14 protein-coding genes are annotated in these 17,995 nt (G+C 64.0%); 10 read left to right on the top strand and 4 right to left on the bottom strand.

Annotated features, from left to right (window positions below; genetic code table 11):
* Positions 1 to 59 precede the first annotated feature (59 nt).
* Complete coding sequence (locus G7026_RS02980) at positions 60 to 953, bottom strand: LysR family transcriptional regulator ArgP (RefSeq protein WP_181069290.1); 894 nt, start codon at positions 951 to 953, stop codon at positions 60 to 62.
* Positions 954 to 1,045: 92 nt separating this feature from the next.
* On the opposite strand from G7026_RS02980, the gene G7026_RS02975 reads away from it, so the two are divergent.
* The 10 genes from G7026_RS02975 to G7026_RS02930 all read left to right on the top strand — a co-directional run bounded on the left by G7026_RS02975 (position 1,046) and on the right by G7026_RS02930 (position 15,334).
* Complete coding sequence (locus tag G7026_RS02975; RefSeq protein WP_181069289.1) at positions 1,046 to 1,450, top strand: ACT domain-containing protein; 405 nt, start codon at positions 1,046 to 1,048, stop codon at positions 1,448 to 1,450.
* Positions 1,447 to 2,052, top strand: a complete 606-nt coding sequence (locus G7026_RS02970) for a LysE/ArgO family amino acid transporter (RefSeq protein WP_181069288.1) — start codon at positions 1,447 to 1,449, stop codon at positions 2,050 to 2,052. The genes G7026_RS02975 and G7026_RS02970 overlap by 4 nt, the downstream gene beginning before the upstream one ends.
* Positions 2,053 to 2,407: 355 nt before the next feature.
* The gene (locus G7026_RS02965; RefSeq protein ID WP_181069287.1) at positions 2,408 to 2,989 is read left to right on the top strand and encodes a superoxide dismutase; all 582 of its coding nucleotides are present in this window, start codon (positions 2,408 to 2,410) and stop codon (positions 2,987 to 2,989) included.
* Between the two features lie 321 nt (positions 2,990 to 3,310).
* Positions 3,311 to 5,356 (top strand): putative bifunctional diguanylate cyclase/phosphodiesterase, encoded by a 2,046-nt coding sequence (locus tag G7026_RS02960; protein ID WP_181069286.1) that lies wholly within the window; start codon positions 3,311 to 3,313, stop codon positions 5,354 to 5,356.
* A 282-nt stretch (positions 5,357 to 5,638) separates the two neighbouring features.
* Positions 5,639 to 6,973, top strand: a complete 1,335-nt coding sequence (locus G7026_RS02955) for an imelysin family protein (RefSeq protein ID WP_181069285.1) — start codon at positions 5,639 to 5,641, stop codon at positions 6,971 to 6,973.
* Positions 6,974 to 7,156: 183 nt separating this feature from the next.
* The gene (locus tag G7026_RS02950; RefSeq protein WP_181069284.1) at positions 7,157 to 8,575 is read left to right on the top strand and encodes a di-heme oxidoreductase family protein; all 1,419 of its coding nucleotides are present in this window, start codon (positions 7,157 to 7,159) and stop codon (positions 8,573 to 8,575) included.
* A 47-nt stretch (positions 8,576 to 8,622) separates the two neighbouring features.
* Positions 8,623 to 9,699, top strand: a complete 1,077-nt coding sequence (locus tag G7026_RS02945; RefSeq protein ID WP_181069283.1) for an imelysin family protein — start codon at positions 8,623 to 8,625, stop codon at positions 9,697 to 9,699.
* Positions 9,700 to 9,701: 2 nt separating this feature from the next.
* Positions 9,702 to 10,796, top strand: coding sequence for a DUF1513 domain-containing protein (locus G7026_RS02940; protein WP_181069282.1), 1,095 nt, complete (start codon positions 9,702 to 9,704; stop codon positions 10,794 to 10,796).
* A gap of 340 nt (positions 10,797 to 11,136) precedes the next feature.
* On the top strand, positions 11,137 to 12,264 hold the full coding sequence (locus tag G7026_RS02935; RefSeq protein ID WP_181069281.1) for an efflux RND transporter periplasmic adaptor subunit: 1,128 nt from the start codon (positions 11,137 to 11,139) through the stop codon (positions 12,262 to 12,264).
* A 19-nt stretch (positions 12,265 to 12,283) separates the two neighbouring features.
* Positions 12,284 to 15,334, top strand: a complete 3,051-nt coding sequence (locus G7026_RS02930) for a multidrug efflux RND transporter permease subunit (RefSeq protein ID WP_181069280.1) — start codon at positions 12,284 to 12,286, stop codon at positions 15,332 to 15,334.
* 55 nt (positions 15,335 to 15,389) lie between these two features.
* Here the strand turns inward: G7026_RS02930 and G7026_RS02925 are convergent, their stop codons facing one another.
* From G7026_RS02925 to G7026_RS02915, 3 genes are all read right to left on the bottom strand, one after another.
* Positions 15,390 to 15,620, bottom strand: a complete 231-nt coding sequence (locus G7026_RS02925) for a hypothetical protein (protein WP_181069279.1) — start codon at positions 15,618 to 15,620, stop codon at positions 15,390 to 15,392.
* A 207-nt stretch (positions 15,621 to 15,827) separates the two neighbouring features.
* Positions 15,828 to 17,468: a chaperonin GroEL gene (groL, locus tag G7026_RS02920; protein WP_181069278.1), complete on the bottom strand. Its 1,641-nt coding sequence runs from the start codon at positions 17,466 to 17,468 to the stop codon at positions 15,828 to 15,830.
* Positions 17,469 to 17,516: 48 nt separating this feature from the next.
* Positions 17,517 to 17,810, bottom strand: coding sequence for a co-chaperone GroES (locus tag G7026_RS02915; RefSeq protein WP_181069277.1), 294 nt, complete (start codon positions 17,808 to 17,810; stop codon positions 17,517 to 17,519).
* Positions 17,811 to 17,995: the final 185 nt, after the last annotated feature.

The raw sequence follows: 17,995 nt of genomic DNA, 5'->3' as shown, positions 1-17,995 counted from the left end.
GCCGCCCTTCAGCGCCACGGCGCCGCTACCGGGCGCAGGACACAAAGAACGTGACCTGACTAGCTGTCCGCCACCAGCCAGTTGCCCGCCGAGCCGACCAGCTGGCGCGTCAGGTCGGCCAGCAGCTCGCCTCCGTTGCGCCAGTAATGCCAATAGAGCGGAACGTCGATGTACCTGTCCGGCAGCACGTCGACCAGCTCGCCGCGCGCCAGCTCCCCACGCACCTGATACTCGGGTACCAGCCCCCAACCCAGACCGCTCTCCAGCAGCCGGACGAACCCCTCGGACGACGGACACAGATGGTGGATGAAGCCACCGGTGATTCCCAACGCCGCCAGGTAGCGATGCTGCAACTGATCGTCGGGGCCGAAAACGATCGCCGGCGCGCGGGTTAAGACGTCAGCCGTCGGTGCGCCGTCGAAATGCCGTGCCAGGAACGCCGGGCTGGCCAGGGCGCGATAACGCATCGCGCCGAGGAACTGGCTGCGCGCGCCAGCCAGCGCCGGCTCGGCGGCACAGACACAGGCGGCGACCTCGCCGGCACGCATCCGTTTCAGCCCCACGTCCTGATCGACCACAACATGGTCGATTAGGACCTGGTAACGGGCGCAAAATGGCGCCACCGCAGCGGCCCACCAGGTGGCCAGGCTGTCGGCATTGAGTGCGATGCGCAGACGCTCCGGCAGGCGGTTTTCATCGAGCGCCGGGACTTGCCCCTGCAGGTCGCGCTCGAGCAGCCGAACCTGTTGCACATGGTTGAGCAGCCGGCGGCCCAGCTCGGTTGGCTGTGGCGGGGTCGCGCGCAGCAGTACCGGTTGGCCGACCCGCGCCTCGAGCATCTTGATGCGCTGCGATACGGCCGATTGGGACAGACCCAGCGCCCCGGCAGCGCGCTCGAATCCAGCCTGCTCGACCACGGCGGCGAGCGCGGTCAGCAGCTTGTAATCGAACATCAGATTTCCTTATACAACTTGAGCAATATTTGTTTCCCTTATAACGCGCCCCTACCCAGACTCGCCAGCATCTTTTCCAAGGCTGACCCAACATGACTGGCGAAACCCGACTCGCAACACTGCTGCGCACGCTGCAGCCCGAACTGCATCCTGGCTGCTATGTCTTCTGCACCCTCGACGCGAGCAGGTCGCTGCCAGCCGAGATCCAGCCACTGGCCAGCCTGCGCGAACGCGAGGGTCTATCCGTGGTCCTGCCACAAGGCCAGGCCGACCAGTTGGGGCTGAGCTACGAGTACCTGGCTCGCTGGATCACCCTCCAGGTGCACTCCTCGCTCGCCGCCGTGGGTCTTACCGCGACGTTTTCGACCGCGCTGGCCACGGCCGGCATCAGCTGCAACGTCATCGCGGGCTATCACCACGACCATCTGTTCGTGGCGGAGCACGAGGCGCAACGCGCGCTCGATGTGCTGCTCGAGCTGTCGGAGCAGCCCCGATGAACCCACTACTGCAGAGCTACTTCAACGGCTTGTTGATCGCCGCAGGGCTGATCATGGCGATCGGTGCGCAGAACGCCTTCGTGCTCGCCCAGAGCCTGCGCCGCGAACATCATCTGCCAGTCGCGGCCTTGTGCATCGTTTGCGACATCCTGCTGGTCTGCGCCGGCGTGTTCGGCCTGGCGGCACTGATCGCCCAGAGCACGCTGCTGGAAAACCTGGCGCGCTGGGGCGGCACCGCCTTCCTGCTCTGGTACGGGACCCTGGCGCTGCGCCGCGCCTTGCGCCCCAGCGCATTGCAGCAACAGGACGCCGCACCGCGCTCGCGCCGAGCCGTGTTGCTGGCAGCCCTGGCCGTGACACTGCTCAATCCGCATGTGTACCTCGACACGGTGGTGCTGATCGGCTCGCTCGGTGCCCAGCAGCCCGAGCCCGGCGCCTTCACCCTTGGTGCAGCGAGTGCCTCGACGCTCTGGTTCCTGACGCTTTCGCTCGGCGGCGCCTGGCTCGCGCCCTGGCTGGCGAAACCGCTGACCTGGCGAGTTCTGGATCTGGGCGTAGCCAGCATGATGTACGCGATCGCCTATCAGCTGGTCACCCAATAACCGCTCGCCAGAGGAACGCCTCTGTCCATCGATGGTCCACGCAAGGCGCAGCCAGCATCTGTCGATGGCACAGGCTCGCGTCTCCAGAGACGCCCTGGCCCGGCTTTTCCACACAGTTGCCGCGTGGTTTAGCCACCGGTCGGGTGCTATGATCCAGAGCTCGCGAGCAAGGAGCGAACGCTCCGGCCCGCCTGTTCGGCCGACCGTGAACGGCCAGAGACTGCGCAAGCATGCAGCAAGGTAAGGGAGTCAGCGGAAACGGGCGAGAATAAGCCCGTAACCACCGGCGCAGCAGTAAACACGCGCTTCCTTTGCCCGCCGCATCAATCCTCGATACCTGAGCAGGAGATACACCATGGCTTTCGAATTGCCGCCGCTGCCTTACGAAAAGAACGCCCTTGAGCCGCACATTTCCGCCGAGACCCTGGATTTTCACCATGGCAAGCATCACCAGGCCTACGTGACCAATCTGAACAACCTGATCCCGGGCACCGAGTTCGAAGGCAAGGATCTGGAAACCATCATCAAAACCTCCACCGGTGGCATCTTCAACAACGCCGCCCAGGTCTGGAACCACACCTTCTTCTGGAACTGCATGTCGCCCAACGGCGGCGGCCAGCCGACCGGTGAACTGGCCGACGCAATCAATGCGGCCTTCGGTTCGTTCGATACGTTCAAGGAAGAGTTCACCAAGACTGCCATCGGCACCTTCGGCTCCGGCTGGGCCTGGCTGGTGAAGAAGCCCGACGGCAGCGTCGGCCTCGCCAGCACCGGCGGTGCAGGTAACCCCATGACCGACGGCGCCAAGCCGCTGCTGACCTGCGATGTGTGGGAACACGCCTACTACATCGACTACCGCAACGCCCGTCCGAAGTTCGTCGAGGCGTTCTGGAACCTGGTCAATTGGGACTTCGTCGCGAAGAATTTCGCGGGTTGATCCCTGGGCATCTCCGGATGCCGCTGCTGCAGCCCATCCGGGATGCAGCCCAGAAATGCCCGCAGCGATGCGGGCATTTTGCTTTTTGGCGCACCGCCAACTTCCCTTTGAACCTAGCGATCCCCGAACGACAACCGGCCAACTATTCGACGGAATACTGACGTCAACTGTTGAGCCAAATTCGCGATTGCCACATCCTTCCCGCTCCGCTCGTTTTGGCGCACCTCGTCCACCATACCGGTCGATGCTCATGATGGCGCTTTGACGATCGTCACTGCATTACCAATACTCATGAAGCGGGCCTGGGAAAAGGAACCATCTGTGAAGTTGGAATCGCGTAGTAGCCTGTCACGAAAACTCTTGCGCGGAGTGCTGCTTTCGGCCCTTGCCGTCGGACTGGTGCTCAGCTGCGCCCAGATACTGTTCGATGCCTACAAGACGCGCGGCGTGATCGAGGCCGAGGCCCAGCGCATCCTGCGCATGTCTCGCGATCCTTCGACCCAAGCGCTGTACAGCCTGGACCGCGAAATGGGCACGCAGGTCATGGAAGGCCTGTTCCAGCACGAATCGATACGCGTCGCCTCCATCGGCCACCCCGCCGAAGCGCCATTGGCGCTAAAGACCCGCCCACTGATAAAGCTCCCGACCCGCTGGCTGACCGACCCCGTGCTCGGCGAGCAGCAGACCTTCACCATTCCTCTGGTGGGTCGCCCACCGCACAACGAATACTACGGCGAGCTGGCCATCACCCTGGATACCGGGCGCTACGGACAGCAGTTCATCAACAACTCGGTGGTGATTTTCATCGCCGGAACCCTCCGCGCGCTGGCGCTGGGGCTCGTGCTTTACCTCATCTACCAGTGGCTGCTCACTCGCCCGCTGATGGCCATCATCGAGAATCTGGTACGGATCAACCCCGACCGCCCCGGCGAGCACAAGCTGCCGATGATCAGGGGGCACGAGCAGAACGAACTGGGGCTCTGGGTGAACACCGCCAATGGCCTGCTCGCCTCGATAGACCAGAACATGAACCTGCGTCGGGAGGCGGAGGACAGCCTGGCGCGCATGACTCAGTTCGACTTCCTCACCGGCCTGCCGAACCGCCAGCATCTGCAGCGCCAGCTCAACCAGATCCTCGATGAGGCGGGACGCACGCAGCGTTGCGTCGCCGCGCTGTGCCTGGGCCTGGACGATTTCAAGGGCATCAACGAGCAGTTCAGCTATCAGATAGGCGACCGGTTGCTGGTGGCGCTGGCTGACCGGCTGCGTGAGCAGAACGGTCGGATAGTCGCCTTTGCACGGCTGGGCGGCGATCAGTTCGCGATGATCAAGGCCGAGATCGAACAGCCCTACGAGGCCGCCGAGCTCGCCCAGCAGCTGCTCGACGCGCTGGATGCGCCGATCATGCTCGACAACCACGTCATCCGCGTGCGTGCCACCATCGGCATCACCCTGTTCCCCGACGACGGGGACAGTGCGGAAAAACTGCTGCAAAAGGCCGAGCAGACCATGACCCTGGCCAAGAGCCGCTCGCGCAACCGCTATCAGTTCTACGTCGCCAGCATCGACAGCGAAATGCGGCGGCGCCGGGAGCTGGTCAAGGATCTGGGCGAAGCGCTGCAGCTGGGGCAGTTCTTCCTCGTCTACCAGCCCCAGGTCGATTACCGGCTCAATCGGGTCAACGGCGTCGAGGCGCTGATCCGCTGGAAACACCCGGAACGTGGTCTGGTCCCCCCCGATCAGTTCATTCCGCTGGCCGAGCAGAACGGTAGCATCCTGGCGATTGGCGAATGGGTGCTGGACCAGGCCTGCCGGCAATTGCGCGAGTGGCACGAGGAAGGCTTCGTCGGCCTGCGCATGGCGGTCAATCTTTCTACCGTTCAACTGCACCATGCCGAACTGCCCAGACTGGTGAGCAATCTCATGCAGGTGCACCGGCTGCCGCCAGAGTCTCTGGAGCTCGAAGTCACCGAAACCGGCCTGATGGAAGATATTTCCGCTGCGGCGCAGAACCTGCACAGCCTGCGACGCTCGGGTGCGCTGATCGCCATCGACGACTTCGGCACCGGCTACTCGTCCCTGAGCTACTTGAAGAGCCTGCCGCTGGACAAGATCAAGATCGACCGCAGCTTCGTCCAGGACATCGCGCCTGAAGGCGGCGACGCGACCATCGTCAACGCCATCGTTCAACTGGCGCGAAGCCTGAACATGCAGGTGATCGCGGAAGGCGTCGAGACAGCCGAACAGGAAGCCTACCTGATCGCCCAGGGATGCCATGAGGGCCAAGGCTTCTATTACAGCAAGCCTCTGCCGGCCCGTGAGCTCACCCAGTACCTGAACCAGCCCCGCCCGGCCGCCGTCGGGTGATTCCGCCCCTGTACTGACCCCATCGGCGTCACCTCGCTACGGTGTCCCCGCCCCCCCAGTTGCAGGCGCAACGCAACCGCGCCCTTTGCACAAAATGAAAATCTTTCGCATTATGTCTCGCATCCAGCAGAGCACCCCGCTCTATCTGGCCGGGCATGCCTGTCGTGCCTGCCTCGTTCTTGCGACCCGAGTCGAAGCGAAGTGACCCGCTGCCGTCGGTTCAACCGCAGGGCCTGGCCGTTTTACCGACATTTCTATCCCTTCGAAGCAAAGGAATACGCCATGCTACGCACTCCCTCATGGGCTACTGCCAGCCTGTTGGCCGCTGCCATCACCCTCGCTGGCTGCGGCGATGAAAAGGAAGCCACCAACCAGGCTGCACCTGCACCGGCCACTACCGAAAGCCAGCCGGCCCAGGCAGCGGCGCAGCCGGACCAGGAGGCGATCAAGGCGGTAGTCCTGCATTACGCCGAACTGGCCCATGCGACGTTCAGCGACGCCCACAGCACCGCCGTGGACCTGCAGAAGGCCGTCGAAGCCCTGCTCGCCGATCCGACCGAAGACACCCTGCAGGCCGCCCGCAAGGCCTGGGTAGCGGCGCGCGTTCCCTACATGCAGACCGAAGTGTTCCGCTTCGGCAACACCGTGGTCGACGACTGGGAAGGTCAGGTCAACGCCTGGCCGCTCGATGAAGGCCTGATCGACTACGTCGCCGACGATTACCAGCACGCGCTGGGCAACCCGGGCGCCCAAGCCAACATCATCGCCAACCGCGAGATCCAGGTCGGCGAAGACGTCATCGACGTCAACGAGATCACCGCCGAGAAGCTCGCCAGTCTGAACGAACTGGGCGGTTCCGAAGCCAACGTCGCCACGGGTTACCACGCCATCGAATTCCTGCTCTGGGGCCAGGACCTCAACGGCACCGCTCCCGGCGCCGGCGAACGCCCGGCTACCGATTACGTCGAAGGTGACGGCTGCACGGGCGGCAATTGCGACCGCCGCCGCACCTACCTGAAAGCAGCCACCGACCTGCTGGTCAGCGACCTCGAGGAAATGGTCGGCCAGTGGGCGCCAGGCCAGGACAACTACCGCGCCACCCTCGAATCCGAACAACCGGAGAACGGCCTGCGCAAGATGCTCTTCGGCATGGGCAGCCTGTCGCTCGGCGAACTGGCCGGCGAGCGCATGAAGGTCGCACTCGAAGCCAACTCCACCGAAGACGAACACGACTGCTTCAGCGACAACACCCACAATTCCCACTTCTATAACGGCAAGGGCATCCGCAACGTCTACCTGGGCGAATACCGCCGCGTGGACGGGAGCACATTGAGCGGTGCCAGCCTGGCCTCGCTGGTCAACGCAGCCAATCCTGAAGTGGACAAGACCCTGCAGGCCGACCTGGAAGACACCGAAGCCAAGCTGCAGGCACTGGTCACCAGTGCCGAGAACGGCGAGGCCTTCGACCAGCTGATCGCGGCCGAGAACACCGAAGGGCAGGAGAAGGTCCGTGACGCCATCGCGGCGCTGGTCAAGCAGACCGGCTCCATCGAACAGGCCGCGGCGGCCCTTGGCATCAGCGACCTGAACCCCGACACCGCCGATCACGAATTCTGATCGACGCCGCCCGGAGCAGCGCCGGGCGGACCCGCGGCACCGCGCCGCACCGAGGTTGGATTGGCGCACTGCCTGGCTTTGCCGGCAGTGTGCCCAATTCGCGCAACTCGAAATGCAAATCCCTCTTATTCAATGACGGTTAGCCTGCTAAGCTTGCCGCCCTCTTCACTGCTGGGCATCCCGATGCGTCCGCTGTTTCGCTGCTCGTTCCTGCTTCTGGCGCTGGCGTTGGCCGGCTGCGGCGAACAGGCTCCACGCTTCGATAGCGCCGAGCCGGGCGAGGCACTCTCGGGCGGCAGTACCACGGTCAACCGCAGCGATCACAACGCGTTCTCGATGCCCTCGGCCAACCTAGCGCCAACGAGGCGGCTCGACTTCAGCGTCGGCAACAGTTTCTTCCGCAGCCCCTGGGTCATCGCACCGGCCACCACCACCGCGCGTGACGGGCTGGGCCCATTGTTCAACACCAATGCCTGCCAGAACTGCCATATCAAGGACGGCCGCGGCCATCCGGCCGATGCGCAGGCGGCGAATGCCGTCTCGATGCTGGTGCGCGTATCGCAACCGGCCAGCAGCGAAGAACATGCGGCGATGCTCGAGCGCCTGGGCAATCGCCCCGACCCGGTGTACGGCGCCCAGCTGCAGGACATGTCGATACCCGGCGTGGCGCCCGAGGCGCGAATCCGCCTGGAATACACCTATTCGAGCGTGACCTTTGCCGACGGCACCGAAGTCGAACTGCGCACCCCGCAGCTGAAGATCGACCCGCTCGGCTACGGCCCCTTCCACCCGGACACCGAGTTCTCCGCACGGATCGCGCCGCCGATGATCGGCCTCGGGCTGCTCGAAGCCATCGCTCCGGCCGACATCCTCGCCCTGGCCGATCCCGACGACCGCAACGGAGATGGCATCTCTGGCCGCCCCAACCTCGTCTGGAACGAGGAAACCGGCCAGGTGGAGCTGGGTCGCTTCGGCTGGAAGGCCGGCCTGCCCACGCTCAATCAGCAGAACGCCCAGGCCTTCGCCATCGACATGGGCCTGACCAACCGCATCTTTCCCCACGACGATTGCACCGAGGCCCAGATCGACTGCCGCCGAGCAATCAACGGCGGCGAACTGGAAGTCAGCGACAACATCCTCGCCGCCGTCCTGTTCTATACCCGCAACCTGGGCGTGCCGATGCGCCGCAAGGTCGACGATCCCCAGGTGCTGGCCGGCAAGGGCCTGTTCCATCAGGCCGGCTGCCAGCGTTGCCATACGCCGCAGTTCACCACCGCGGCCGACGCCGCAGAGCCGGAACTGGCCAGCCAGGTAATCCGCCCCTATACCGATCTGCTGCTGCACGACATGGGCGAGGGGCTGGCGGACAATCGCGGCGAGTTCCAGGCCACGGGCCGGGAATGGCGTACCGCGCCGCTGTGGGGGATCGGCCTGACCGAGGCCGTCAGCGGCCACACCCAGTTTCTGCATGACGGGCGGGCGCGCTCCCTGCTCGAGGCCATCCTCTGGCACGGTGGCGAGGCCGAGGCGGCCCGCCAACAGGTGCTGGGCTTCGACGCGCAGCAACGAGCCGCCCTGCTCGCCTTTCTCGAATCTCTTTAACATCGGGCCGTTTGCGGCCGGTCTGGTGCCACGCGTGAGGAGTCATCATGAACAGCAACCGTAACCTTCGCGCCCTGTGCCTGGCCTGGCTGGCAGGCGCCGTGCTCGCTGGCTGCTCCCAGCCGGATCCGATGGGCCAGACCAGCGCCGCGATAGCGGACGGCGTCCTGCTGCCGGCCTATCGCGAGTGGGCCGAAACCGACCGGCGCCTGGCCTCCAGCGCCCATGCCTATTGTGCGGGAAACCAGTCTCTGGACGAAGCACGCCAGGCCTACGTGCATGCGCAACTGGCCTGGGCCGGCCTGCAGCCGCTACTGATCGGCCCCATGGGAGAAGGCAACCTGGCCTGGCAGGTGCAGTTCTGGCCAGACAAGAAGAATCTGGTGGCTCGCCAGGTTGGCGGCCTGCTCAAGAGCAAGCCGCAACTGAGCCGCAATGACCTGGCAAGCGCCAGCGTGGTGGTCCAGGGGCTCACCGCCTACGAGTACGTTCTGTTCGACAAGGACATCGATCTGCAGCAGCCGGCCACCCGCGAACAATACTGCCCGCTGCTGATGGCCATCGGCGAACACCAGCAGACTCTCTCGGCCGGTATCGTCGAACAGTGGGCGGCCAAGGACGGCATGGCCACCCAACTCAAGCGCTTTCCCAGCGAGCGCTATGCCGAATCAAGCGAGGCCATTGCCGAGCTGCTGCGAGTGGACGTGACCGCCCTCGATGCACTGAAGAAAAAGCTGGGCACACCGCTGGGTCGCCAGAGCAAGGGCCAGCCACAGCCGTACCAGGCCGAAGCCTGGCGCAGCGACACCTCGCTGGCCAGTCTCGAAGCCGCCATCAGTGGCGCGCAGCGGCTCTGGGAAGGCACCAACAAGGACGGCCTCAGGGCCCTGCTGGGCGATGATCAGGCCGAGTTGGCCGAGCGCATCGACGACGCCTTCGCCACCACCCACCGCCATTTCGCCGAGATTGGCAAGCCGCTCAACGTGCTGCTCGCCGACGAGGCGGGGCGCAACGCCCTCAACGCGCTGTATGACGACCTCAACGCGCTGCATCGTCTGCATCAGGGCGAGCTCGCACAGGCGCTGGGTATCCAGATCGGCTTCAACGCACACGACGGAGATTGACCATGAAGCGCCGCGCTTTCCTCGGTTTCGGCAGCGCCCTGATTGCGGCTTCCGCGCTCGGCGGCTGGACGCTGGCCCACCATGGCGAGCAGAAGATCCTGCTCTCTGCCCGCGATGACGGCCAGGGTCGCCACTACGCCGTGGGTTTCCGCCTCGACGGAACACAGGTTTTCGCGACGCCGGTCGCCGAGCGTTGTCACGACATCTACGCCCATCCGCACCTGCCACTGGCGGTGTTCGTCGGTCGCCGGCCGAGCCGCGAAAGCTACCTGATCGATTCACGTGACGGCCGCCTGCTGCAGGTGCTCGCCTCGCCACCGGATCGCCACTTCTATGGCCACGGGGTGTTCCACAAGAGCGGCGAGTGGTTCTACACCACCGAGAATGACACCTCCGACCCAGGGCGGGGCGTGCTCGGCGTCTACCGCGTCGAAGGCGAGCGCCTGGTGCGCAGCGACGAGCTGTCCACCCACGGTGTTGGCCCGCATCAACTGTTGTGGATGCCCGATGGCGAAACCTTGGTGATCGCCAATGGTGGCATCCGCACCGAGGCCGACAGCCGCGCGATGATGAACCTCGACGCCATGGAGGCCAGCCTGGTGCTGTTGCGCCGCGACGGCACCCTGGTGAGCAAGGAACAGTTGCCCGAGCAGATGAACAGCGTTCGCCACCTGGCCGTGGCGCACGACGGTACGGTGGTCTCCGGGCAGCAGTACGAAGGCGATCCGATGGACAGCGCACCGCTGCTGGCAATCAAGCGCCCCGGCCAGCGGTTCCAGCCCTTTCCTCTCGCCGAAGCGCAACGCCTGGTGATGAACCAGTACACCGCGAGCCTGGCAATTCACGACGAACTGCGCCTGCTGGCGGTGACCGCACCGCGTGGCAATCGGGTGTTCTTCTGGAATCTGGACAGCGCCGAGCTGCTCGAAGAAGCCACATTGGCCGACTGCGCCGGTGTCGGCGCTGTCGAGCAGGGCTTCGTGGTCACCTCCGGCCAGGGTCGCTGCCGCCTCTACGACTGCCGCGGCGAGCGCATCGTCGCCCAGCCGCTGGATCTTCCATCAGGACTCTGGGACAACCATTTGCGACTGGCCTGAACCACTTCACGCTTGGGTCTCGCAGATCTCAAGCCTGCGGGCCACGGGCGGTTTCGCCGAGCTATCCGCACGAGTACGAACGCTCGATGCACTGCCCGTGACCAGCTACCGAGGCCCCCAACGCCCTCCCCTCATAGCCCACTCAACCGCCCGCCACCGCTGTCTTTGACTTGTCATCGGTGCAGGACTAAGGTGCTCCGCTCAATGCCAGGCGGTCCACAGGCCGCAAACAAAAACAAACACCCGGTTGAAGCGCCCCAGCGGTTTCTCGTCGGCTTCATGAACGACGTGCCGTAGCCCGCCACTTCGCTGCAACCAACGCCTCCAAGGAAATCGGAAGATGTTGCGCCGCATGCTGATCATGCTGGGCGCGGTGATCCTGGTCGTTCTGATCCTCGCCGCCCTCAAGTTCAATTCCATAAGCAAACAGATCGAGCAATTCACGGCTCTCAAACCGCCGGTCAACGTCGAAGTGGTCGAAGCGAGCGAGCGGGACTGGCAGAACCGCCTGCCGGCCATCGGAACCTTGAAGGCCTCCCAAGGCGCCGACCTCAGCGTCGAGGTGGCCGGGACGGTCAGCCAGTTACAGTTCCGCTCCGGGCAGAAGGTCGAAAAGGGCCAGCCAATCCTGACCCTCGACAGCGAAGTGGAACAGGCGAGTCTGGCCGCCGCCGAGGCCGATCTGGGCCTGGCGCGGGTGGAGTTCGAGCGCGCCCGCAGCCTGATCGACCGTCAATCCATCGCCCGGAGCGAGTTCGACCGCCTCAACGCCCAACTGCAACGCGCCAACGCCACGGTTGCGCAGCTGCGCGCATCGCTGGCCCGCAAGCGCATCGTCGCGCCCTTTGCCGGCACGATCGGTATCCGCCAGGTGGACGTAGGCGCGTACATCGCTGCCGGCACTCCGGTGGCCACGCTGCAGGACCTCTCCACCCTGTTCGTCGACTTCTATCTGGCCGAGCAGCAGGTTCCTCTGCTCGCCGTCGGCCAGCGCGTCCGGGTCGAGGTCGCGGCCTATCCGGGTGAGGGCTTCGACGGTGAGATCGTCGCGCTCAACCCGAAAGTCGAAGAGACCACCCGCAACGTCCTCGTGCGCGCCGAGCTGAACAACCCCGAGAGCCGGCTGCTGCCGGGCATGTTCGCCAACCTGCAGGTCGTGCTGCCGGACGAGGCACCGAAAATAGCGATCCCCGAGACGGCGATCACCTTCACCCTGTACGGCAACTCGGTCCTGCTGGTGAAAGAGCAGCCTGGCGAAGACGGCAACGAGCCTCGCCTGGTCATCGAGCGACGCTTCGTCGAGACCGGCGATCGGCGCGGCGGCCTGGTGGTGGTGCGCAATGGCCTTGCAGCCGGCGAGCGGGTGGTCACCTCCGGCCAGCTCAAGCTCGACAACGGTACCCACGTGGTCATTGCAGACGGGCAGACCCTCTCGCGTGAGCCGGCCACCCGCCAGGACAGCCGTTAAGGCACGAAGGACAGACGCCATGGCATTTACCGATCCGTTCATCCGTCGCCCGGTGCTGGCCAGCGTGGTCAGCCTGCTGATCGTGCTGCTGGGCTTTCAGGCCTTCAGTAGCCTGCCCCTGCGCCAGTATCCGCAGATGGAAAGCGCCCTGATCACGGTCACCACCGCCTACCCCGGCGCGAATGCCGAGACCATCCAGGGCTATATAACCCAGCCGCTTCAACAGAGCCTGGCCAGCGCCGAGGGCGTGGACTACATGACCTCGGTCAGCCAGCAGAACGCCTCGGTGATCTCGGTCTACGCGCGCATCGGCGCGGACACCGACCGCCTGTACACCGAGCTGCTCAGCCAGGCCAATTCGGTGAAGAACCAGCTGCCGCAGAATGCCGAAGACCCGGTGCTGAACAAGCAGGCCGCCGATTCCACCGCGCTGATGTACATCAGCTTCTACAGCGACACGATGAGCAATCCGCAGATCACCGATTACCTCTCCCGTGTCATCCAGCCCAAGCTCGCGACCCTGCCGGGCATGGCCGCGGCGGAGATTCTCGGCAACCAGGTCTTCGCCATGCGCCTCTGGCTAGACCCGGTCAGGCTTGCCGCCTACGGGCTGACCGCAGGCGACGTCAACGATGCGGTACGCCGCTACAACTTCCTCTCCGCCGCCGGCGAGGTGAAGGGCGAGTACGTGGTGACGAGCATCAACGCCAGCACCGAACTCAAATCGCCCGAAGCCTTCGCCGCGATTCCCCTCAGGACCGAGGGCGACAGTCGCGTGCTGCTCGGAGACGTGGCCCGGGTCGAACTCGGCGCCGAAAGCTACAACGCGGTGAGCTCCTTCGACGGCATCCCATCGGTGTACATCGGCGTCCGCGCCACGCCCAGCGCCAACCCGCTGGACGTGATCGAGGAAGTGCGCAAGGTGATGCCGGAGATCGAAAGCCAGCTGCCGCCGAACCTGAAGGTGACCATTGCCTACGATGCCACCCGCTTCATCCAGGCCTCCATCGACGAGGTGATCAAGACACTCGCCGAGGCGGTGCTCATCGTCATCGTCGTGGTGTTCCTGTTCCTCGGGGCCATTCGCTCGGTGCTGGTGCCGCTGGTGACCATTCCGCTGTCGATGATCGGCGTGATGTTCTTCATGCAGATGATGGGCTACTCCATCAACCTGCTCACGCTGCTGGCGATGGTGCTCGCCATCGGCCTGGTGGTGGACGACGCGATCGTCGTGGTAGAGAACATCCACCGCCACATCGAGGAGGGCAAATCGCCGTTCCAGGGGGCTCTGGAGGGCGCGCGGGAGATCGCGATGCCGGTGGTGACCATGACGGTGACCCTGGCGGCGGTCTATGCGCCGATCGGCTTCCTGCAGGGCATCACCGGGGCGCTGTTCAAGGAGTTCGCCCTGACCCTGGCCGGTGCCGTGCTGATTTCCGGCATCGTCGCGCTGACCCTTTCACCGATGATGTGCTCGATGCTGCTGCGCCCGCAGAACAACGACTCGGGCCTGGCCCACCGGCTCGACGTGCTGTTCGATCGACTCAAGGATCGCTACAAGCGCGCCCTGCACGGCACTCTCGACACCCGGCCGGTCGTGCTGGTGTTCGCCGTGCTGGTGCTCTGCCTGATCCCGATCCTGCTCAAATTTACCAAGAGCGAACTGGCACCCGAGGAAGACCAGGGCATCGTGTTCATGATGGCCAGCGCCCCGCAGACCGCCAACCTGGATTACCTCAACGCCTACACCGACCAGTTCCTTGAGCTGTTCAAGACGTTTCCCGAGTACTACTCCTGGTTCCAGATCAATGGCTTCAACGGTGTGCAGAGCGGTATCGGCGGGCTGCTGCTCAAGCCATGGGACGAGCGCGAACGGAGCCAGATGGAAGTATTGCCGGAGGTCCAGCAGCGCCTGGACGCGATTCCAGGGCTGCAGGTGTTCGCTTTCAACCTCCCTTCCCTTCCCGGCACCGGGGAAGGCCTGCCCTTCCAGTTCGTGATCAACACCGCCAGCGACTACGAAACCCTGCTGCAGGTGACCGAACGCATTCGCCAGCGTGCCGAAGAGTCGGGCAAGTTCGCCTTCCTCGATGTCGACCTGGCCTTCGATAAGCCGGAAATCGTCGTCGACATCGACCGCCAGAAGGCGGCGCAGATGGGCGTATCGATGGAGGACCTGGGTGTCACCCTCAGCAGCCTGCTCGGCGAGGGCGAGATCAACCGCTTCACCATCGAAGGCCGCAGCTACAAGGTGATCGCGCAGGTCGAACGCGCCTATCGCGACAATCCCGGCTGGCTGAGCAACTACTACGTGCGGAGCGGGCGCGGCGAGATGCTGCCGTTGTCGACGCTGATCAGCGTTCATGACCGGGCGCGGCCGACCCAGCTCAAGCAGTTCCAGCAGTTGAACGCGGCGACCATCCAGGGTTTTCCCATCGTCAGCATGGGCGAGGCGATCGAGACGCTGCGCCAGATCGCGGTGGAAGAAGCTCCGCAGGGCTTCACCTTCGACTATGCCGGCGCCGCTCGCCAGTATGTGCAGGAAGGCAATGCGCTGTACGTGACCTTCGCCCTGGCGCTGGCCATCATCTTCCTGGTGCTGGCCGCCCAGTTCGAGAGCTTCCGCGATCCGCTGGTGATCCTGGTCACGGTGCCGCTGTCGGTCTGCGGCGCGCTGGTTCCGCTGTTCCTCGGCCTCTCGAGCATGAACATCTACACGCAGGTAGGACTGGTCACGCTCATCGGGTTGATCAGCAAGCACGGCATCATGATCGTCGAGTTCGCCAATCAGTTGCGTCACGAACGAGGGCTGGATCGCCGGCAGGCGGTCGAGGAAGCCGCCGCGATCCGCCTGCGTCCGGTGCTGATGACCACCGCCGCCACGGTGTTCGGCATGGTGCCGCTGATCCTCGCCAGCGGCGCCGGTGCGGTCAGCCGATTCGATATAGGCCTGGTGATCGCGACCGGCATGACGATCGGCACGCTGTTCACCTTGTTCGTGCTGCCGGCGGTGTACACGCTACTGGCCAAGCCAGACGTCGCCCCCTCCACTGCCGTGGAACACGTATAAAAAAGCGCGGCGCCTGAAAAGGCGCCGCGCTTCGACTCACCGCAGGAATGAATGCTCAACCACTGGGGCGCATGCCCTGCGAGAGGCTGTACATGAACAGCAGAAGATCCTGATCTGGCCGAATATCGGCCTGCTTGAGCCTGACGCTGGGCGGTGCCGGGCAATAACCCAGGCCATTGTTCGCTTTCACCACGCTCGAATCCGGCTCGTGCCACGCAGCAGCACATAACGATGCGACGCCTAGCGCCCCCATCAGAAACAAACCTCGTGCGATTTCAAGCTTCATGGCGTAAGCCCTTGATGTGCGGTATGGATGAGTCATCTAACCCTAGGCCAGAGTTCGCACACCTGCCCACTCCGGCGACGAGTGGCGCAGCGCATCCCAGCAACATCGAGCGAACGAGGCAGACACTCTGCCTGATTCGCCTTGCCGCTGCTCGCGGAAATAAAAAAACCCCGAACAAGTCGGGGTTTTTTCTGACGACTGGTCGGCTTACATCATGCCGCCCATACCGCCCATGCCACCCATGTCCGGCATTGCCGGAGCGGCCTTGTCATCAGCCACTTCGGCGATCATCGCTTCGGTGGTGATCATCAGGCTGCCGATGGAGGCAGCGGCCTGCAGCGCAGTACGAGTGACCTTGGCCGGATCGAGGATACCCATCTCGATCATGTCGCCGTACTCGTCGGTCGCGGCGTTGAAGCCGTAGTTGCCCGAACCCTGCTTAACCTTGTCGACCACTACGCTCGGCTCGCCACCAGCGTTGGCGACGATCTGGCGAAGCGGCGCTTCGACAGCGCGACGCAGCAGGGTGATGCCGACGTTCTGGTCTTCGTTGTCACCCTTGAGCTCGGAGATGGCCTGCAGGGCGCGTACCAGGGCAACGCCACCGCCAGGCACCACGCCTTCTTCGACGGCTGCACGGGTCGCGTGCAGGGCGTCTTCGACGCGAGCTTTCTTCTCTTTCATCTCGACTTCGGTACCGGCACCGACCTTGATCACGGCAACACCGCCAGCCAGCTTGGCCAGACGCTCTTGCAGCTTTTCCTTGTCGTAGTCGGACGAGGTTTCTTCGACCTGCTTGCGGATCTGAGCAACGCGGGCTTCGATATCGGCCTGCTGACCAGCGCCGTCGATGATGGTGGTGTTTTCCTTGTTCAGGACGACACGCTTGGCGTTACCCAGGTGCTCCAGGGTAGTGGTTTCCAGGCTCAGGCCAACTTCTTCGGAAATCACGGTACCGCCGGTGAGGATGGCGATGTCCTGCAGCATGGCCTTGCGGCGATCGCCGAAGCCAGGCGCCTTGACCGCGGCGACCTTGACGATCCCACGCATGTTGTTGACCACCAGGGTGGCCAGCGCTTCGCCTTCGACGTCTTCGGCGACGATCAGCAGCGGACGGCCAGCCTTGGCGACGGCTTCGAGGACCGGCAGCATCTCGCGGATGTTGGAGATCTTCTTGTCGACCAGCAGCAGCAGCGGGCTGTCCAGCTCGGCGACCATGGTGTCAGGCTTGTTGATGAAGTACGGGGACAGGTAGCCGCGGTCGAACTGCATACCTTCGACGACCGACAGTTCGTTTTCCAGGCCCGAGCCTTCTTCAACGGTGATCACGCCTTCCTTGCCGACTTTTTCCATGGCTTCGGCAATGATCTGGCCGATGGAGTCGTCGGAGTTGGCGGAGATGGTGCCAACCTGAGCGATGGCCTTGTAGTCGGCGCATGGCTTGGACAGGCTCTTCAGCTCGGCGACGATGGCGATGGTCGCCTTGTCGATGCCGCGCTTGAGGTCCATCGGGTTCATGCCGGCAGCGACGGCCTTGAGGCCTTCGTTGACGATGGCCTGAGCCAGAACGGTAGCGGTGGTGGTGCCGTCACCTGCAGCGTCGTTGGCCTTGGACGCAACGTCCTTGACCAGCTGAGCGCCCATGTTCTCGAACTTGTCCTTGAGTTCGATTTCCTTGGCGACGGAGACGCCGTCCTTGGTGATTGCAGGTGCACCGAAGCTCTTTTCCAGAACAACGTTGCGGCCTTTCGGGCCGAGAGTCGCTTTGACCGCGTCAGCCAGGACGTTTACGCCAACCAGCATCTTCTTGCGTGCGGAATCACCGAATTTGACTTCTTTAGCAGCCATTTACTTATCCCTCAATTCTGTAAATTTAGTGATGCAGACGGGTCGAAATCAGGCTTCGACGACCGCGAGGATTTCGTTCTCGCTCATCACCAGCAGGTCTTCGTCATCGACCTTGACGGTGTTGCTACCCGAGTAAGGGCCGAACACCACCTGATCACCAACCTTGACGGCCAGCGGACGAACTTCGCCGTTGTCCAGCACGCGACCGGTACCCACGGCAACGATCTCGCCGCGGTTCGGCTTCTCGGCAGCGGAACCCGGCAGCACGATGCCACCTGCGGTCTTGGTTTCTTCTTCGCTGCGACGAATCACGACGCGGTCATGCAGAGGACGAAGCTTCATTGTCGATCTCTCCTAGTAGAGTGGTTTCCATGCCGATGCATCTGATCGGCGGGTTAGCAAAGCCGGCGGTGCCGGTTGCGACTTGCCAGGCAAGCCGCAGAAGACTGACTGCCGAAACGGCAGAGACCTTACGGTGACCGCTACATGCGGGCTGCCACGTTTATTTCAAGGGCTCGGGCAAAAAT

This window comes from Stutzerimonas azotifigens (assembly GCF_013522725.1).
GTDB classification, from domain to species: domain Bacteria; phylum Pseudomonadota; class Gammaproteobacteria; order Pseudomonadales; family Pseudomonadaceae; genus Stutzerimonas; species Stutzerimonas azotifigens_A.
This window is presented reverse-complemented; position numbering and strand designations above follow the sequence as displayed.